Annotated in this window: 14 protein-coding genes; 6 read left to right on the top strand and 8 right to left on the bottom strand. The window is 61.2% G+C overall.

The window, feature by feature from the left end:
- Positions 1-80 precede the first annotated feature (80 nt).
- Positions 81-1,772: an AMP-binding protein gene (locus DKB71_RS11285; protein WP_408600408.1), complete on the bottom strand. Its 1,692-nt coding sequence runs from the start codon at positions 1,770-1,772 to the stop codon at positions 81-83.
- A 275-nt stretch (positions 1,773-2,047) separates the two neighbouring features.
- Between DKB71_RS11285 and DKB71_RS11280 the strand changes: the two genes are divergently transcribed.
- The 4 genes from DKB71_RS11280 (at position 2,048) to DKB71_RS11265 (ending at position 7,735) form a co-directional block, all read left to right on the top strand.
- Positions 2,048-3,211, top strand: a complete 1,164-nt coding sequence (locus tag DKB71_RS11280) for an isovaleryl-CoA dehydrogenase (RefSeq protein WP_056724068.1) — start codon at positions 2,048-2,050, stop codon at positions 3,209-3,211.
- A 12-nt stretch (positions 3,212-3,223) separates the two neighbouring features.
- Entirely contained in the window at positions 3,224-4,831 is a 1,608-nt protein-coding gene (locus tag DKB71_RS11275; RefSeq protein WP_408600407.1) for a carboxyl transferase domain-containing protein, read from the top strand.
- A 133-nt stretch (positions 4,832-4,964) separates the two neighbouring features.
- Positions 4,965-5,780 carry a gamma-carboxygeranoyl-CoA hydratase gene (locus DKB71_RS11270; RefSeq protein WP_408600406.1) on the top strand — a complete coding sequence of 272 codons (816 nt, stop codon included), beginning with the start codon at positions 4,965-4,967 and terminating at the stop codon, positions 5,778-5,780.
- Positions 5,780-7,735 carry an acetyl/propionyl/methylcrotonyl-CoA carboxylase subunit alpha gene (locus tag DKB71_RS11265; protein ID WP_408600405.1) on the top strand — a complete coding sequence of 652 codons (1,956 nt, stop codon included), beginning with the start codon at positions 5,780-5,782 and terminating at the stop codon, positions 7,733-7,735. The genes DKB71_RS11270 and DKB71_RS11265 overlap by 1 nt, the downstream gene beginning before the upstream one ends.
- Positions 7,736-7,774: 39 nt before the next feature.
- On the opposite strand, the gene DKB71_RS11260 is transcribed toward DKB71_RS11265, so the two are convergent.
- Positions 7,775-8,413 carry a LexA family protein gene (locus tag DKB71_RS11260; protein ID WP_408600404.1) on the bottom strand — a complete coding sequence of 213 codons (639 nt, stop codon included), beginning with the start codon at positions 8,411-8,413 and terminating at the stop codon, positions 7,775-7,777.
- A 129-nt stretch (positions 8,414-8,542) separates the two neighbouring features.
- Here DKB71_RS11260 and DKB71_RS11255 point away from each other — a divergent pair, with 129 nt between their 5' ends.
- Positions 8,543-8,884 (top strand): DUF6124 family protein, encoded by a 342-nt coding sequence (locus DKB71_RS11255; protein WP_408600403.1) that lies wholly within the window; start codon positions 8,543-8,545, stop codon positions 8,882-8,884.
- 409 nt (positions 8,885-9,293) lie between these two features.
- Here DKB71_RS11255 and DKB71_RS11250 read toward each other — a convergent pair whose 3' ends face one another.
- The 5 genes from DKB71_RS11250 to DKB71_RS11230 form a co-directional block, all read right to left on the bottom strand.
- Positions 9,294-10,904 (bottom strand): gamma-glutamyltransferase family protein, encoded by a 1,611-nt coding sequence (locus DKB71_RS11250; protein WP_408600402.1) that lies wholly within the window; start codon positions 10,902-10,904, stop codon positions 9,294-9,296.
- Between the two features lie 31 nt (positions 10,905-10,935).
- Positions 10,936-11,715: an amino acid ABC transporter ATP-binding protein gene (locus DKB71_RS11245; RefSeq protein WP_408600401.1), complete on the bottom strand. Its 780-nt coding sequence runs from the start codon at positions 11,713-11,715 to the stop codon at positions 10,936-10,938.
- A gap of 1 nt (position 11,716) precedes the next feature.
- The gene (locus DKB71_RS11240; RefSeq protein WP_274076566.1) at positions 11,717-12,484 is read right to left on the bottom strand and encodes an amino acid ABC transporter permease; all 768 of its coding nucleotides are present in this window, start codon (positions 12,482-12,484) and stop codon (positions 11,717-11,719) included.
- An 11-nt stretch (positions 12,485-12,495) separates the two neighbouring features.
- On the bottom strand, positions 12,496-13,302 hold the full coding sequence (locus DKB71_RS11235) for an ABC transporter substrate-binding protein (RefSeq protein WP_408600400.1): 807 nt from the start codon (positions 13,300-13,302) through the stop codon (positions 12,496-12,498).
- A gap of 134 nt (positions 13,303-13,436) precedes the next feature.
- Complete coding sequence (locus tag DKB71_RS11230) at positions 13,437-14,105, bottom strand: GntR family transcriptional regulator (protein WP_408600399.1); 669 nt, start codon at positions 14,103-14,105, stop codon at positions 13,437-13,439.
- Between the two features lie 316 nt (positions 14,106-14,421).
- Here DKB71_RS11230 and DKB71_RS11225 point away from each other — a divergent pair, with 316 nt between their 5' ends.
- Positions 14,422-15,573 (top strand): M14-type cytosolic carboxypeptidase, encoded by a 1,152-nt coding sequence (locus DKB71_RS11225; RefSeq protein WP_408601087.1) that lies wholly within the window; start codon positions 14,422-14,424, stop codon positions 15,571-15,573.
- A gap of 45 nt (positions 15,574-15,618) precedes the next feature.
- Here the strand turns inward: DKB71_RS11225 and DKB71_RS11220 are convergent, their stop codons facing one another.
- The gene (locus tag DKB71_RS11220; RefSeq protein WP_408600398.1) at positions 15,619-16,248 is read right to left on the bottom strand and encodes a hypothetical protein; all 630 of its coding nucleotides are present in this window, start codon (positions 16,246-16,248) and stop codon (positions 15,619-15,621) included.
- Positions 16,249-16,260 lie beyond the last annotated feature (12 nt).

Genomic DNA, 16,260 nt, shown 5'->3' with positions numbered 1-16,260 from the left:
CAACGATAACGCGCTCATTCTGGATCAACGCGACACTCTTGAGTTCTTCGCGAGCAAGCTCGCTCCTACAAGGGAATGAGTCAGGCCTTATTGCTTCGCAACTCCTCAATGCTGATCTCGCGCATCCGGAATTTCTGGATCTTGCCCGTCACCGTCATCGGAAACTCTTCCACGAACTTGAAATGACGCGGCGTCTTGAAGTGCGCGATGCGCTCCTTGCACCAGGCTTGCAGCTCCTGCTCGGTGGCACTGTGACCGGGGTGGAACTTGATCCAGGCGACGATCTCTTCACCATAACGCGAGCAAGGAATGCCAATCACCTGCACATCGGCCACTGCCGGGTGGGTGAAGAAGAATTCCTCCAGTTCGCGCGGATAAATGTTCTCGCCGCCGCGGATGATCATGTCCTTGTTGCGCCCGGCAATGCACACGTAGCCCTCCTCATTCATGCTCGCCAGGTCACCGGTGTGCATCCAGCCGGCCTGGTCGATCGCCTCAGCCGTGCCTTGCGGGTTGTTCCAGTAACCGAGCATCACACTGTAGCCGCGGGTACACAGCTCACCGATGGTGCCACGGGGCACCAGGTTGCCGGCCTCGTCGATGATCTTGCTTTCCAGCTGTGGCTGGGTACGGCCGACCGTGGTCACGCGCAATTCCAGATCGTCCGACGGACCGGTCTGCAACGACACCGGGCTAGTTTCCGTCATGCCGTAGGCAATCTGCACTTCGCTCATGTGCATTTCGCTGATGACCCGGCGCATGACCTCGATCGGACAGGTGGCACCGGCCATGATCCCGGTGCGCAGGCTCGACAGGTCGAAATCGCCGCGCCGGGGTTGATCGAGCATGGCGATGAACATGGTCGGCACGCCATACAGCGCGGTGGCCTGTTCTTCGGCGACGGTGCTGAGGGTCAGCAGCGGATCGAACGCGTCGTTGGGGTAGATCATGGTGCTGCCGTGGGTGATGCAGCCGAGGTTGCCCATGACCATGCCAAAGCAGTGGTACAACGGCACCGGGATCACCAACCGGTCGCAGGCCGTAAGGCCCAGGCTTTCGCCGACCATGTAGCCATTATTGAGAATGTTGTAGTGGCTGAGGGTCGCGCCCTTGGGGAAGCCGGTGGTGCCGGAGGTGTACTGGATGTTCACCGCCTGATCGAAATGCAGACTGTTTTGACGTTCGTGCAATTGTTCGACCGATACGCTGCCCGCCAGATCGGTCAGTTGCGACCATGGCAGGAAACCTGCCGGCGGCTGTGCATCCAGGCTGACGACCCCGCGCAAATCCGGCAGGCGCTCGCTGTGCAATTTGCCGATGGCTTGCTCCGCCAGCTCCGGCACCAGGCCCTGCAGCATGGCGTGATAGTCGGAGGTCTTGAACGCCCCGGCACTGACCAGCCACTGGCAGCCGGACTGTTTCAACACGTATTCGAGTTCGGAGCTGCGGTAGGCCGGGTTGATGTTGACCAGGATCACGCCGATTTTCGCCGTGGCAATCTGCGTGATGCACCACTGGGCGCAGTTTGGGGCCCAGATGCCCAGACGGTCGCCGGCCTGCAGGCCCAGCGCCAGCAGCGCCCTGGCCTGCAGGTCTGCCGCATCCGCCAGTTGCCGCCAGGTGTAGCGCAGCTGTTGATGGCGCACCACCAGCGCCTCCCCGTCCGGGTACTGCGCGACGGTATTGTCGAACGCCTGGCCGATGGTCATCGCCAGCAAGGCTTTATCCTGGGAACCACGGGTGTAACTGCGTTGCGGGCTTGGTTGATCCATGACGACCCCTATTGTCTTTATTAATGGGCTGCGAATGGTCCCCTGCAGGAGCTGGCTTGCCAGCGAAGAGGCCGGCACGTTCTACACTGATGTCGACAGATCCGGCGCCTTCGCGGGCAAGCCCGCTCCTACAGGTTTCAATGCCCCTACTCTCGCTCAAGTTGACGTTAACGTAAAGGGCGATTGACAGCCTTTCGTCACAGGTTTACGTTAACGTAAAGGTGAGAGCTGAAACACCGCCCTCCCCACCCTACAAAAAAGCCAAAAGGTGCCCCATGAGCTACCCATCCCTGAATTTTGCCCTCGGTGAAACCATCGACATGCTGCGCGATCAGGTCCAGTCCTTCGTCGCCAAAGAGATCGCCCCGCGCGCTGCTCAGATCGACATCGACAACCTGTTCCCCGCCGACCTGTGGCGCAAATTCGGCGACATGGGCCTGCTGGGCATTACCGTACCGGAAGAGTACGGCGGTGCCGGCCTGGGTTACCTGGCGCACGTGGTCGCGATGGAAGAAATCAGCCGTGGCTCGGCCTCGGTGGCCCTGTCCTATGGCGCCCACTCCAACCTCTGCGTCAACCAGATCAACCGCAACGGCAACCACGAACAGAAAGCCAAGTACCTGCCGAAGCTGATCAGCGGCGAACACATCGGCGCCCTGGCCATGAGCGAACCGAACGCCGGTTCCGACGTGGTCTCGATGAAACTGCGCGCCGACAAGCGTGGCGACAAGTACGTGCTCAACGGCAGCAAGACCTGGATCACCAACGGTCCGGACGCCAACACCTATGTGATCTACGCCAAGACCGACCTGGAAAAAGGTCCCCACGGCATCACCGCTTTCATCGTCGAGCGCGACTGGAAAGGCTTCAGCCGCAGCAACAAGTTCGACAAGCTGGGCATGCGCGGCTCGAATACCTGCGAGCTGTTCTTCGATGACGTCGAAGTGCCGGAGGAGAACATCCTCGGCGTGCTCAACGGCGGCGTGAAAGTGCTGATGAGCGGCCTCGATTACGAACGTGTCGTGCTGTCCGGCGGCCCGACCGGGATCATGCAGGCCTGCATGGACCTGATCGTGCCGTACATCCACGACCGCAAGCAGTTCGGCCAGAGCATCGGCGAGTTCCAACTGATCCAGGGCAAGGTCGCCGACATGTACACCCAGCTCAACGCCAGCCGCGCTTATCTCTATGCGGTAGCCCAGGCCTGCGAGCGCGGCGAAACCACCCGCAAGGACGCTGCCGGCGTGATCCTCTACAGCGCCGAACGCGCCACGCAAATGGCCCTCGACGCGATCCAGATTCTCGGCGGCAACGGCTATATCAACGAATTCCCGGCCGGTCGTCTGCTGCGTGACGCCAAGCTGTACGAAATCGGCGCCGGCACCAGTGAGATCCGTCGCATGCTGATCGGGCGTGAACTGTTCAACGAAACCCGCTAAACGGAGCTGTCCATGGCTATCCTGCATACCCAGCTCAACCCCCGTTCGGCGGAGTTCGCGGCCAACAGCGCGGCGATGCTCAAACAGGTCGACGCCCTGCACACCCTGCTGGCCCAAGTGGCGCAAGGTGGCGGCCCGAAAGCGCAAGAGCGCCACACCTCCCGGGGCAAACTGCTGCCCCGCGAGCGCATCAACCGCTTGCTCGACCCGGGCTCGCCGTTTCTGGAAATCAGCCAGCTGGCGGCCTACGAGGTGTACGGCGAAGACGTGCCCGCCGCTGGCGTGATTGCCGGGATCGGCCGGGTGGAAGGCGTCGAATGCATGATCGTCGCCAACGATGCCACGGTAAAAGGTGGTTCGTATTACCCGCTGACGGTGAAAAAGCACCTGCGCGCCCAGACGATCGCCCAGCAAAACCGCCTGCCGTGCATCTACCTGGTGGACTCTGGCGGCGCCAACCTGCCGCGCCAGGACGAAGTGTTTCCAGACCGCGAGCACTTCGGCCGGATTTTCTTCAACCAGGCCAACATGAGCGCACAGGGCATCCCGCAGATTGCCGTGGTCATGGGCTCCTGCACCGCGGGCGGTGCCTACGTGCCGGCCATGGCCGACGAGGCGATCATGGTGCGCGAGCAAGCGACGATCTTCCTCGCCGGCCCACCGCTGGTGAAAGCCGCGACGGGCGAAGTGGTCAGTGCCGAGGACCTTGGCGGGGCCGACGTGCACTGCAAGATTTCCGGTGTGGCCGACCATTACGCCGAAAGCGATGAACACGCCCTGGCCCTGGCCCGGCGCAGCGTCGCCAATCTCAACTGGCGCAAACAGGGTGAAGTGCAGCAACGCACCCCGATCGCCCCACTCTATGCCAGCGACGAGTTGTATGGCGTGGTGCCGGCCGATGCCAAGCAACCGTTCGACGTGCGTGAAGTCATCGCGCGGCTGGTGGACGGTTCGGTGTTCGACGAATTCAAGGCCCTGTTCGGGACTACCTTGGTGTGCGGCTTTGCCTACCTGCACGGTTATCCGATCGCCATCCTCGCCAACAACGGCATCCTGTTCGCCGAAGCGGCACAGAAAGGCGCGCACTTCATCGAGCTGGCTTGCCAGCGCGGTATCCCGCTGCTGTTCCTGCAAAACATCACCGGCTTCATGGTCGGCCAGAAATACGAAGCCGGCGGCATCGCCAAGCACGGCGCGAAACTGGTGACCGCGGTGGCCTGCGCCAAGGTACCGAAGTTCACCGTGATCATCGGCGGCAGCTTCGGTGCCGGGAACTACGGCATGTGCGGCCGGGCCTACGATCCGCGCTTCCTGTGGATGTGGCCGAATGCGCGCATCGGTGTGATGGGTGCCGAACAGGCGGCCGGCGTGCTGGTGCAGGTCAAGCGCGAGCAGGCCGAACGTGCCGGCCAGGGTTTCAGCGCCGAGCAGGAAGCCGAGATCAAGCAACCGATCCTCGACCAGTATGAAGAGCAGGGTCACCCCTACTACTCCAGCGCGCGCCTGTGGGATGACGGCGTCATCGACCCGGCCCAGACCCGCGACGTGCTGGCACTGGCCTTGTCCGCGTCGTTGAACGCGCCAATCGAACCGAGCCGCTTCGGCGTGTTCCGGATGTGATTTTTTTGTAGGAGCGAGCTTGCTCGCGAAGGACGAAAGGGCAACGCGTTTACCCGGTAAGCACGCGTTATCGTTGACGACCATCGCGAGCAAGCTCGCTCCTACAGGGATAGAGTTGTGGAGACGGATGAATATGAGCGACTTCAATACCCTCGAACTGCTGACCGACCCACGTGGTTTCGCCACGCTGTGGCTCAGCCGTGAAGAAAAGAACAACGCCTTCAACGCCGAGATGATCCGCGAACTGATCCTCGCCCTGGACAAGGTGGCCAGCGATGCCAGCCTGCGATTCCTGATCGTGCGCGGTCGTGGCAAACATTTCAGCGCCGGTGCCGACCTGGCCTGGATGCAGCAATCGGCGGAACTCGACTACGCCACCAACCTCGACGACGCCCGGGAACTGGCGGAGCTGATGTACAACCTGGCCAAGCTGAAAATCCCGACCCTGGCGGTGGTGCAAGGTGCAGCCTTTGGCGGCGCGCTGGGCCTGATCAGTTGCTGCGACATGGCCATCGGCGCCGATGACGCACAGTTCTGCCTGTCGGAAGTGCGCATCGGCCTGGCGCCAGCGGTGATCAGCCCGTTCGTGGTGCAAGCCATCGGCGAACGCGCGACGCGGCGCTATGCCCTGACCGCCGAACGTTTCGGCGGGCAACGGGCACGGGAACTCGGCCTGCTGTCGGAGAGTTACCCAATCGCCGAGCTGGAACAGAAAATCCAGCAGTGGATCGACAACCTGCTGCTCAACAGCCCGGCCGCCATGCGCGCCAGCAAGGACTTGCTGCGGGAAGTCGGCGACGGCTCGTTGACCCCGTCCCTGCGTCGCTACACCGAGAACGCCATCGCCCGCATCCGCGTCAGTGCCGAAGGCCAGGAAGGCCTGCGCGCCTTTCTGCAAAAACGTCCGCCGAGCTGGCAAGCTGCAACCACCACCAAGGAGCCGCGTTGATGAGCGCACCTGTCCTCACTACCCTGCTGGTGGCCAACCGCGGCGAAATCGCCTGCCGGGTGATGCGCACCGCCAAGGCCCTGGGCCTGACCACCGTGGCCGTGCACAGTGCCACCGACCGCGATGCCCGGCACAGCCGTGAAGCCGATATCCGCGTCGACCTCGGTGGCAGCAAGGCCGCCGACAGTTACCTGCAGATCGACAAACTGATCGCCGCCGCCAAGGCCAGCGGTGCACAGGCGATACACCCCGGCTACGGCTTTTTGTCCGAGAACGCCGGGTTCGCCCGCGCCATCGAAGCCGCCGGCCTGATCTTCCTCGGTCCGCCCGCCTCGGCCATCGACGCCATGGGCAGCAAATCCGCGGCCAAGGCCTTGATGGAAACCGCCGGCGTGCCGTTGGTACCGGGCTACCACGGTGAAGCCCAGGACCTCGAGACCTTCCGCGCCGCCTGCGAACGCATCGGCTATCCCGTGCTGCTCAAGGCCACGGCCGGCGGCGGCGGCAAGGGCATGAAAGTGGTCGAGGACGTCAGCCAGCTGGCCGAAGCCCTGGCCTCGGCCCAGCGCGAAGCACAATCGTCGTTCGGCGATTCGCGGATGCTGGTGGAGAAGTACCTGCTCAAACCCCGTCACGTGGAGATCCAGGTGTTCGCCGATCAACACGGCAACTGCCTGTACCTCAACGAGCGCGACTGCTCGATCCAGCGTCGGCACCAGAAAGTCGTCGAAGAAGCACCAGCGCCAGGCCTGAGCCCCGAACTGCGCCGCGCCATGGGTGAGGCGGCCGTGCGTTCGGCGCAGGCCATCGGTTATGTCGGAGCCGGCACCGTGGAATTCCTGCTCGACGCCCGCGGCGAGTTCTTCTTCATGGAGATGAACACGCGCCTGCAAGTCGAACACCCAGTGACCGAAGCCATCACCGGCCTCGATCTGGTGGCCTGGCAGATCCGCGTAGCCCGTGGCGAAGCCTTGCCCATGACCCAGGATCAGGTGCCGCTGAACGGTCACGCGATTGAAGTGCGGCTGTATGCCGAAGATCCGGGCAATGACTTTTTGCCCGCGACCGGTCGCCTGGAGCTGTATCGCGAATCCGCGCCGGGTGCGGGTCGCCGGGTGGACAGCGGTGTTGAAGAAGGCGACGAGATCTCGCCATTCTACGACCCGATGCTCGGCAAGCTGATTGCCTGGGGCGAAGACCGTGAACAGGCGCGCTTGCGCCTGCTGAGCATGCTCGATGAATTCGCCATCGGTGGGCTCAAGACCAACATCAACTTCCTGCGGCGAATCATCGGCCACCCGGCGTTTGCCCAGGCTGAACTGGATACCGGGTTCATTCCGCGTTACCAGGAGCAGCTGCTGCCACAGCCTTCCGCGCTCAGCGACGAGTTCTGGCAAGCCGCCGGCCAGGCCTTTGCCCAGAGCCTGCACAGCACGCCCCGTGGCGATGACCCGAGCTCGCCATGGGCGATCGGCAACGGCCTGCGCGCCGGCCTGCCCGCGCAAATCACCCTGCACCTGAGTTGCGAGGGCCAGGACCGCGCCTTGACCCTGGGCAACCCGCAGTCCCACAGCGCACGACTCACCGGCGAGCAATTGCTGACCGAACACGATGGCGTGCGCCGCCAGCATCGGGCGATCCGCCGGGGTGACTACCTGTACCTGCAATGGGAAGGCGAGCTGCGCCGCATCGAGACCTACGACCCGATCACGGCCGTTGAAGCCAGTCACAGCCATCACGGCGGCCTCACCGCGCCCATGAATGGCAGCATCGTGCGCGTGCTGGTGGAGGCCGGGCAAACGGTCGAAGCCGGGGCGCAACTGGTGGTGCTGGAGGCCATGAAGATGGAGCACAGCATCCGCGCGCCCCACGCCGGTGTGGTCAAGGCGCTGTATTGCCAGGAAGGCGAGATGGTCAGCGAAGGCAGTGCGCTGGTCGAACTGGAAGAAGACTGACAGCCAGGCCGGCCGTGCGCATGGCGCGGGCCGGCCGGGCTAGAACTTCACGGTGGCCTGGACCACCACGCCGATGATTCGGCATTCTTCGCTGAACAGGCTTTTCGGGTATGTTGGATTGAGCGGGACCAGGTAACGCTGCCCGCCCTCTTCGCTCAACTTGCGGAAAATCGCCTCGCTGCTGTCAGGCCATTGCGCGATCACCAGTTTGCCCGGCACCGCTTCCACATCCGGGTCCACCAGGATCAACATGCCCTCGGCCACGCTGGGGCCACTGGGTGCGGTCATCGCATCACCCACCACGGTCAACCAGAACGCCGCGCCTCGGGCGTGGTAGTCGGACAGTTCGAAACGGTACGGCGCCTGCTCTCCATCGCGCACCTGCGCGGTGTCCCGCCAGTCACTGACCGGGTAGCGAAAGTACGGGTTGTACTTTTGCGTCAGGCAAACCTCATCATTGTGTTCGTGCGCAGGCTCGCGAATCACCAGCGCCACCTCGAGAAAGTCCAGGCCCAGCGCCTGCAGGACTCGATTCATGTCGTCGATGCCGGGCTGACGGCGTTTGGTCAACCAATGCCCGATGCCGCCCTGGGACATCCCGAGGCGGTCGGCGAGTATTTCCTGAGTGATCTTGAGTTCACTCATCTTGGCCTTGACCAATTCTATCCATTTATCCATGTGCGGCACGATACGTGGCGGCCCTCGCCCGGCAAAACACAAAATGTATTATTAATACTATTGTCACAAATACGTAACGTATTAGGATGAGATCACGGACCTGAATTTATCACGGAGCTCGCCTTGATCATGAATCCACCCAGCAACGACTTGCCCGACGTGCAAATCGATACGTCCCTCCACACTCCCCAGGGCTCTGCCGCCGCACAGCGCGCGCTGGATTATTACTTGAAACCAGCTGTTGCAGAGGCAGGCGTGCAGGAGCATTGGTTTGACGTAAACCGTAACATCAGCATCGAGGAAGCCCTGGTGCATGCTTCCGGGCTGCTGCGTTGCGCCGCCGCCACTGCCTACGAGTCAGCCAGTCACCTGCACGGTGCGCATCGGGACCTGGCGCTTTCGACCGTGCACATGATCGACATGGCAAAGGCAATGCTGAACCGCTCCCTGGAGGGCGGCAGGAATGGCTAGCAGGTAGGTGCCGAACAGGAGGACAGGAAAGAGTTTTCCTGACGCGCAGACAAAATCGTTTGACTTGCAAACGAGAATGATTATTATTGCATCAGCTGGTCGCGAGATCAGTCGATGGACCAGGTGACCTTAGGTCGGTCTCCTGGACTATCTCCTCATCAGGCTAATCACGGTTTTTGACCCGGCTTTTTGCCGGGTCTTTTTTTGCCAGTTTTCTGGCTTATGGCTTCAGGCTAATGAAGTCTTGATGTGTCGCAAATTCGATGGCGCGGATCATATCAAAAGAACATCAGTTGGCAAGAGAAGCCTTGTGGCATTGGGGCAAAGTAATGGCAAATAGCACTTGAGAATCAATCGCATAATCTCTAAGCTGCGACGGCGTCAGGGAGGACGCCCCCCCTTCAGGCCATCAATACACGGCTATATGCGAGTCCGCACGCGGCTCGGTCCCGCCACACAACACACCGGTTTCAGGGTCGCGCAGGATGATCTGTCCACGCCCGTAACTCGTGCGATCGCACACCACCTGCACTTCGTGCCCGCGCCGTGCCAGTGCCGCCGCCATGTCTCGCGAAGCGTCCTGCTCGATGCCCACCTTCATTTCGCCCAACCACTGCCAGCGCGGTGCATCCAGGGCCGCTTGTGGGTTTAGCCCGAAATCCACCAGGTTCATGACCATCTGCACATGCCCCTGCGGCTGCATGTAGCCGCCCATCACGCCGAAAGGTCCCAGCGCCTCACCGTTCTTGCTGAGAAACCCGGGAATGATGGTGTGGAAGGTCTTTTTCCCGGGTGCCAGGCAATTGGCGTGAGCGGGATCAAGACTGAACTCCTCACCGCGGTTTTGCAGGGCGATGCCGCTGTCCGGCAACACCACGCCGGAACCGAAACCGTGATAATTGCTCTGGATGAATGAAACCATGTTGCCGTCGGCGTCGGCGGTGGCCAGGTAGACGGTGCCACTGGCATGGGGGTCTCCCGGTTGTGGTGCCACCGCGCGTTCACCGATCTGTGCCCGGCGATGGCTGGCGTAGGCGTCGCTCAGCAGGTCGTCCACGGCGACCCGCATGTGCTGCGGGTCTGTGATGTAGTGCAGGCCATCGCTGTAGGCGAGTTTCATGGCTTCGAGCTGACGGTGCCAGGTCTGTTGGCTGTCACGGTGGTCGAAATCGAAACCCTCGAGAATCTTCAGCGTCATCAGGGCCACGAGTCCCTGGCCGCTCGGTGGAATCTCCCAGACGTCGACGCCGCGGTAGTTGACCTTGATCGGCTCGACCCACTGGGCGCGGTAGTCTTGCAAATCACTGGCGCGCAGATAGCCGCCCGTGGCGCGCGAATGGGCATCCAGGCGTTGCGCCAGCGCCCCTCGATAAAAGCTTTCGCAACCGGTGGCCGCCAGTTCACTCAAGGTGCGTGCCTGGGCCGGATTGCGAAACAGTTCACCTGCGCGCGGTGCGCGGCCGTCAATCAGAAAGGTTTCGAACCAGCTTTCCAGCACCTCGTTACGATCCGGGGTGAAGTCTTGCAGCGCGGTTTGCCACTGCAGCGCAACCACCGGCGACACTGGAAACCCATCCCGCGCCAGGCTGATCGCTGGCTGCAACACATCAGCAAAGGGCAGACGACCGAAACGCGTGGACAACTCTGCCCAGGCGGATGGACAGCCCGGCACGGTCACGGGCGTCCAGCCATGCAGCGGCATCTTTTCATGACCGGCCGCCCTCACCGCCTCGATGCTCAGACCCTGCGGGGCCGCACCGTTGGCGTTCAGACCGTGCAGCTTGTTTTGCGTCCAGACCAACGCGAAGGCGTCGCCGCCGATCCCGCAACCGGTGGGTTCGACCACCGTCAGGGCCGCGGCCGTGGCGATGGCGGCATCGATGGCATTGCCACCGCGACGCATCATTTCAATCCCGGCTTCGGCGGCCAATGGCTGCGACGCGGCGACCATGCCGCGTTTGGCGAAGACACTTTGACGTTGTGAGGCGTAGGGGTACTCATGGGCAGAAAAATTGAACATGGCAGGACTCACACAAATTTGTTTGATGGACTCAAAGCACGCGGCTCAGAAAGGCACGGGTACGGGCATGCTTGGGCTGGCTGAAGATCTGTTCGGGTGGTCCCTGCTCGATCAACTCACCTTGATCGAGCACCACCACCCGGTCGGCCACTTCCCGGGCAAAACCCATTTCGTGGGTGACCACGACCATGGTCATGCCCTCCTCGGCCAGCTCCTTCATCACTTGCAAGACTTCGCCCACCGTCTCCGGGTCCAGGGCGCTGGTGGGCTCGTCGAATAGCATCGCCTGGGGCTTCATGGCCAGCGCCCGGGCAATGGCCACCCGCTGCTGCTGGCCACCGGACAACATCGACGGATAGTGATCGGCCTTTTCCGCCAACCCGACGCGCTTGAGCAGCGCCCTCGCCTGTTCCAGCGCTGCCGCGCGCGACACACCGAGCACCTGGATCGGCGCTTCGATGATGTTTTCCAGGGCCGTCATGTGCGGGAACAGGTTGAAACGCTGAAACACCATGCCGATGTCCCGGCGCTGGCGGGCAATGTTGCGTTCCGAGTCCCGGGCCAGGCTGCCATCGGCCCGGGTGCGGTAGCCCATGGGCCGACCGCCGACGCGGATCTGCCCGGATTGAATCTCTTCCAGCAGATTGATGCAGCGGATAAAGGTGGTTTTGCCGGAACCGGAAGCGCCGATCAGCACCACCACTTCACCACGTTTCACTTGCAGTGAAATGCCCTTGAGAATTTCCAGGTCACCGAAAGACTTGTGAATATCCAGCGCCTCGATGACCAGCTCTTCACTCATGCGCGCCATCTCAACGCCCCCTCAACAGTTTCATGGTGTTGCGGCCGAACATCCGGCTGGCAGCCGGTGCCGGACGATCAGACTGGCCGAAACGTTGTTCCAGCCAGCGCTGGAAAAAGCCCCACAACGTGGTCAATGCCAGGAAGTAGATGGCCACGACCAGGTACAACTCGAACACCCGGAACGTCGCCGAGGTCACCATTTGTGTACTGAGAAGCAATTCCTGCACCCCGATGACGCTGACCAGCGTGGTGTTTTTCAGCATCACGTTGAACTCGTTGCCCAGCGGCGGCACGATCACCCGGAACGCCTGGGGCAGGACGATGCGCCGCATCAACTTGGCAAAGGTCATGCCCAGGGATCGCCCGGCTTCGTATTGGCCCTTGTCCACCGCACCGATGCCGGCGCGGATGATCTCCGCCATGTACGCGCCTTCATTCAGGCCCAGGGCGATGATCGCCGCCTGGATGTTGCCCGGCACGATGAACCAGCCGAGGTCCAGGTCTTCGAAGCGGAATATCCCCCCTGCCGCCAATGCCGTGTACAGAAACACGATCTGCACCAGCAACGGCGTGCCGCGCATCAGCCAGACATAAAAGCGCACCGGGTACTGCAACAGCGGATTACTCGACAGCTTCATCAACGCCGCGATCAGCCCCAGCACGCAACCGAGCAACATCGCCGACACGCTGATCAGGCAGGTCAGCCACAGCCCCGTCAGGTAGACATCGCTGGGCTGCAACAGGTACTGCCAGAACACATCCCAATTGAAATTCATCCGGTTTGCCCTCAGTCCAGTTTGTCGCTGTCGACGTGCCATTTACTGAGGAGCGCGGCGTAACTGCCGTCGGCGCGCATGCCTTGCAGGACTTCGGTCAAGGCCACGGTCAGCTGCGGGTCGCTCTTGCGCACACCGAAGCCGGTGAGGATGCGGTTGAACGCCGGCACCGCCGACTGGAAAAGGTCAGGGGCGAGTTGCTGGTAATGCCCGGCGGATTCGACCGTGGTGCCGAAGGCGTCCACCTGATTGATGCGCAAGGCCTGGAACGCATCGGCGTCGACGTTGTACACCACCAGTTTCATCGGCGCCTTGCCAGCCGCTTCGAGTTTTTCGTTTTCCTTGCCCAACAGTACCCGGATGGTCGAACCGTTACTGACCGCGACCTTGAGCCCGGACAGGTCCTCCAGGGTATTCACCCCTTTCGGGTTGCCCTTGGGCACCACGATGGATTGGCTGGAATACATGAAGTTGACGATGTCGATCACCTCGCGGCGTTCGGGCTTGTCGAACAGCTGATCGACGATCATGTCGCACTGCTGCGCCAGCAGCGCCGGGATCAGCCCGGCGAAAGGCGAGATGCGCCACTCGACCTTTTTGTCACCCAGGCGCTGGGCAATCGCTTCGCCCATGTCGACCTGCAACCCCACCGGTTTTTGCTTCACGTCGAACGACACCAACGGAGGGGAATCCATGCCGGAGCAATAGACGATCTTCTCGCTCTTGCTCAATCGCTCGGGTAACTCGGGGGCGGCGAACGCCCACTGCGAACACAGACTCAAGGTGAACACGGCAACTAACGCGCAAGGCTTGTGCATGGGCATGACTCCAGTGGGCTGCAACGGTGTCCCTGTAGGAGCTGGCTTGCCAGCGATTGGCGCTTGAGTCTTGCTTCGCTCATTCGGCCGCCTTCGCCGGCAAGCCGGCTCCTACAAGGGGTGTGGTTTCTGGGCTATTGGTGGGCTTCGAGAAAGTGAATCAGTCGCGGAATGGTGCCTTCGATGTGTTCGCACACCACCGCGGCCGCCTTGTCCGGATCGCCCGAACGCAGTGCGGCAATGATCGAGGCGTGCTCGTCCCGGGCGCTGCGGGGTTTGTCGGCGTGTTGCAGCCACAGGCGCATGTGCGGTTCGATCACCGAATACAGTGCCGATATCTGGCGCATCAGGCGCGGCCGTTCACTCAGGCTGCACAGGTATTCATGGAAGGCCCGATGGCGGCTGACCCACTCGGCGCCGTCCTCCCGGTAATCGTCCATCTCGTCGAGCAGGCGCTCGAGATGGCTGAAATGGCGCTCGCTGAGTTTCGTCACGGCGACCCGGATGGCCAGGCCTTCAAGGGCGCTGCGCATCTCGAAGACTTCCCGCATCTCCTCGATGTTCAGACCGCGTACGATCGCGCCGCGATTGGGCCGTAACGTCACCAGGCCATCGGCATCCAGGCGCCGGAAGGCCTCGCGCACCGGCATGCGGCTCATGCCGATTTCCCCGGCGATGTCCTCGGCAATCAGGCGCTCACCGGTGCGGTAACGGCCTTTACAGATCGCCTCCAGGAGAAAGTTGTAGGCCTCCTCTTCGGCGGTGACGGGTTGGCGCTCGGTATAGGCAGGGGCGAATTTCATCGGTGCACCTTTTGTATTTTTGTATCCAATTATCCATATATCCAAAAAAGCACATTGCATGCCAAGTTACGTGCCGCATGTGCAGGTATCTGATTGGATTGATGTATTGGTCTACAGGAAGGCTCGGCTCCAGCCCGGTACGTCGCAGCAGGCGAGTTGAAATGCCCCAAGTTGTCACCTTACGGCCACAATAAGGTGCGTGTGGTAACACGACAGAAATGCAAACCGCAGCAGGCCGGGTGAAACGTTTTATCCGCGCTGCTAACCCTCTAAGCTTGCGTGTAAAGTAGCCGCCATAAAAATCTAATCAGGAACCCTGACCGTGGCCAAATCCTCGCTCGAAATCACTGCCAACTTCGACAGCGGCAACATCCAGGTCATCGATGTCAGCGACCCGCTCAAGCCCCTGCTGGCCATCCGCCCCGACACCAAGAGCAACCATTTCCAGTGGTTCCACTTCAAGGCCAGCGGCCTGCATGTCGGCCAGGACCATTGGTTTCGCCTGAACAATGCCAGCCAGTCCTCCTACAACAAGGCCTGGACCGGTTATCAAGCGGTAGCGTCCTACGACCACGTCAACTGGTTCCGCGTGCCGACCATTTTCGAGGGCGACTGCCTGCGCTTCAGCCTTGAAGCTGAACAGACCCACGCCTGGTTCGCCTACTTCGAACCCTACAGCCGGGGTCGTCATGACTGGTTGATCGAGCAGGCGCTGACCAAGGCCGGCACCGAACTGCTGGCCACCGGCAAGAGTGTCGAAGGTCGCGACATCCAGCTGCTGCGCAAAGGCACCGGTGCCGAAGGCCAGCGCAAGGTGTGGATCATTGCCCAGCAACATCCCGGCGAACACATGGCCGAGTGGTTCATGGAGGGCGTGATCGAGCGCCTGGAAAGACACGACGACCCGGTGCTGAACAAACTGCTGGCCAGCGCCGATCTGTACCTGGTGCCCAACATGAACCCGGACGGCGCCTTCCACGGTCACCTGCGCACCAATGCCATGGGCCAGGACCTGAACCGCGCCTGGCAAAGCGCCAGCCAGGAGATCAGCCCGGAAGTCTTTTTCGTCCAGCAGCAGATGGAACAGTACGGCGTCGACCTGTTCCTCGACGTCCACGGTGACGAGGAAATCCCCCACGTGTTCACCGCCGGTTGCGAAGGCAATCCAGGCTACACGCCGCGCATCGAAAAACTCGAAGAGCACTTCCGCAGCCACCTGAAACACACCACCAAGGACTTCCAGACCAAACACGGCTACACCCGCGACGAACCGGGTCAAGCCAACATGACCCTGGCGTGCAACAGCGTTGGCCAGAAGTACGACTGCCTGTCGCTGACCCTGGAAATGCCGTTCAAGGATCATGATGATCATCCGAATCCGTTGACGGGGTGGTCGGGGAAACGGTCGAAGCAGTTGGGGAAGGATGTGTTGACCACTATTGCCGAGATGGTTGATAACTTGCGTTGACGGTAAACATGACCTGATCTCTCAGGAGATCAGGTCATCAAAACTTTACCGAGAAGCTCCGTTGCTCAATACAGATTCTTTCCCGTTGGCATCAACGGCTTTGACAAAGTAGATTGTTCTGCCGAAAGAGTCCCACACTGTGTAAGTCAAACCCTTGACCTCCTTTACTTTTCGTATCTCTGAACCAGAAAGTATTGTTGCGTACACATCGTACCGAACAGCCTCACTTGATGGATCCCAGCCGAATGTAACTATAGTTAATGTTGATCCGGTTTTTCTGAAGTTCATAGCCGGGGATATAGATTTAGAGTAGGAAGATAGCCGCTCAGCGTTCTCGCGCCAGGCTCTGGCCATGTCTGCGGTCGCCGCATCGCCAATCGGCAAACCATAAGAATCACGCACCGCGGGAGTTGAATAATACGGGGCGCAGTTTCCACATTGAATGGTTTGAGTTTTACCGTTATCCATTCCATGCCTATATGATGATCCTGGCACATAACAATCGCCTCCACTCGCGTTATGCCCTACTTCATGACGGAAAACTGCATAGTTATTATGCCCAATTGAGGTCCTGTATCTCGTCCAGGCCAGCCCTCCGGCAGTATCAGCAGGGTCACCGCCAAAAGCACCATAGATCATATCCGGGTCAAATTTCCTGATACCCTCAGCAAACAACGCCTCTGTTCG

The sequence above is a fragment of the Pseudomonas sp. PLMAX genome (genome assembly GCF_046042685.1).
Taxonomy (GTDB): domain Bacteria; phylum Pseudomonadota; class Gammaproteobacteria; order Pseudomonadales; family Pseudomonadaceae; genus Aquipseudomonas; species Aquipseudomonas putida_AE.
The sequence above is the reverse complement of the archived record's forward strand: the minus strand, read 5'-3'. Positions and strand labels throughout refer to the sequence as shown.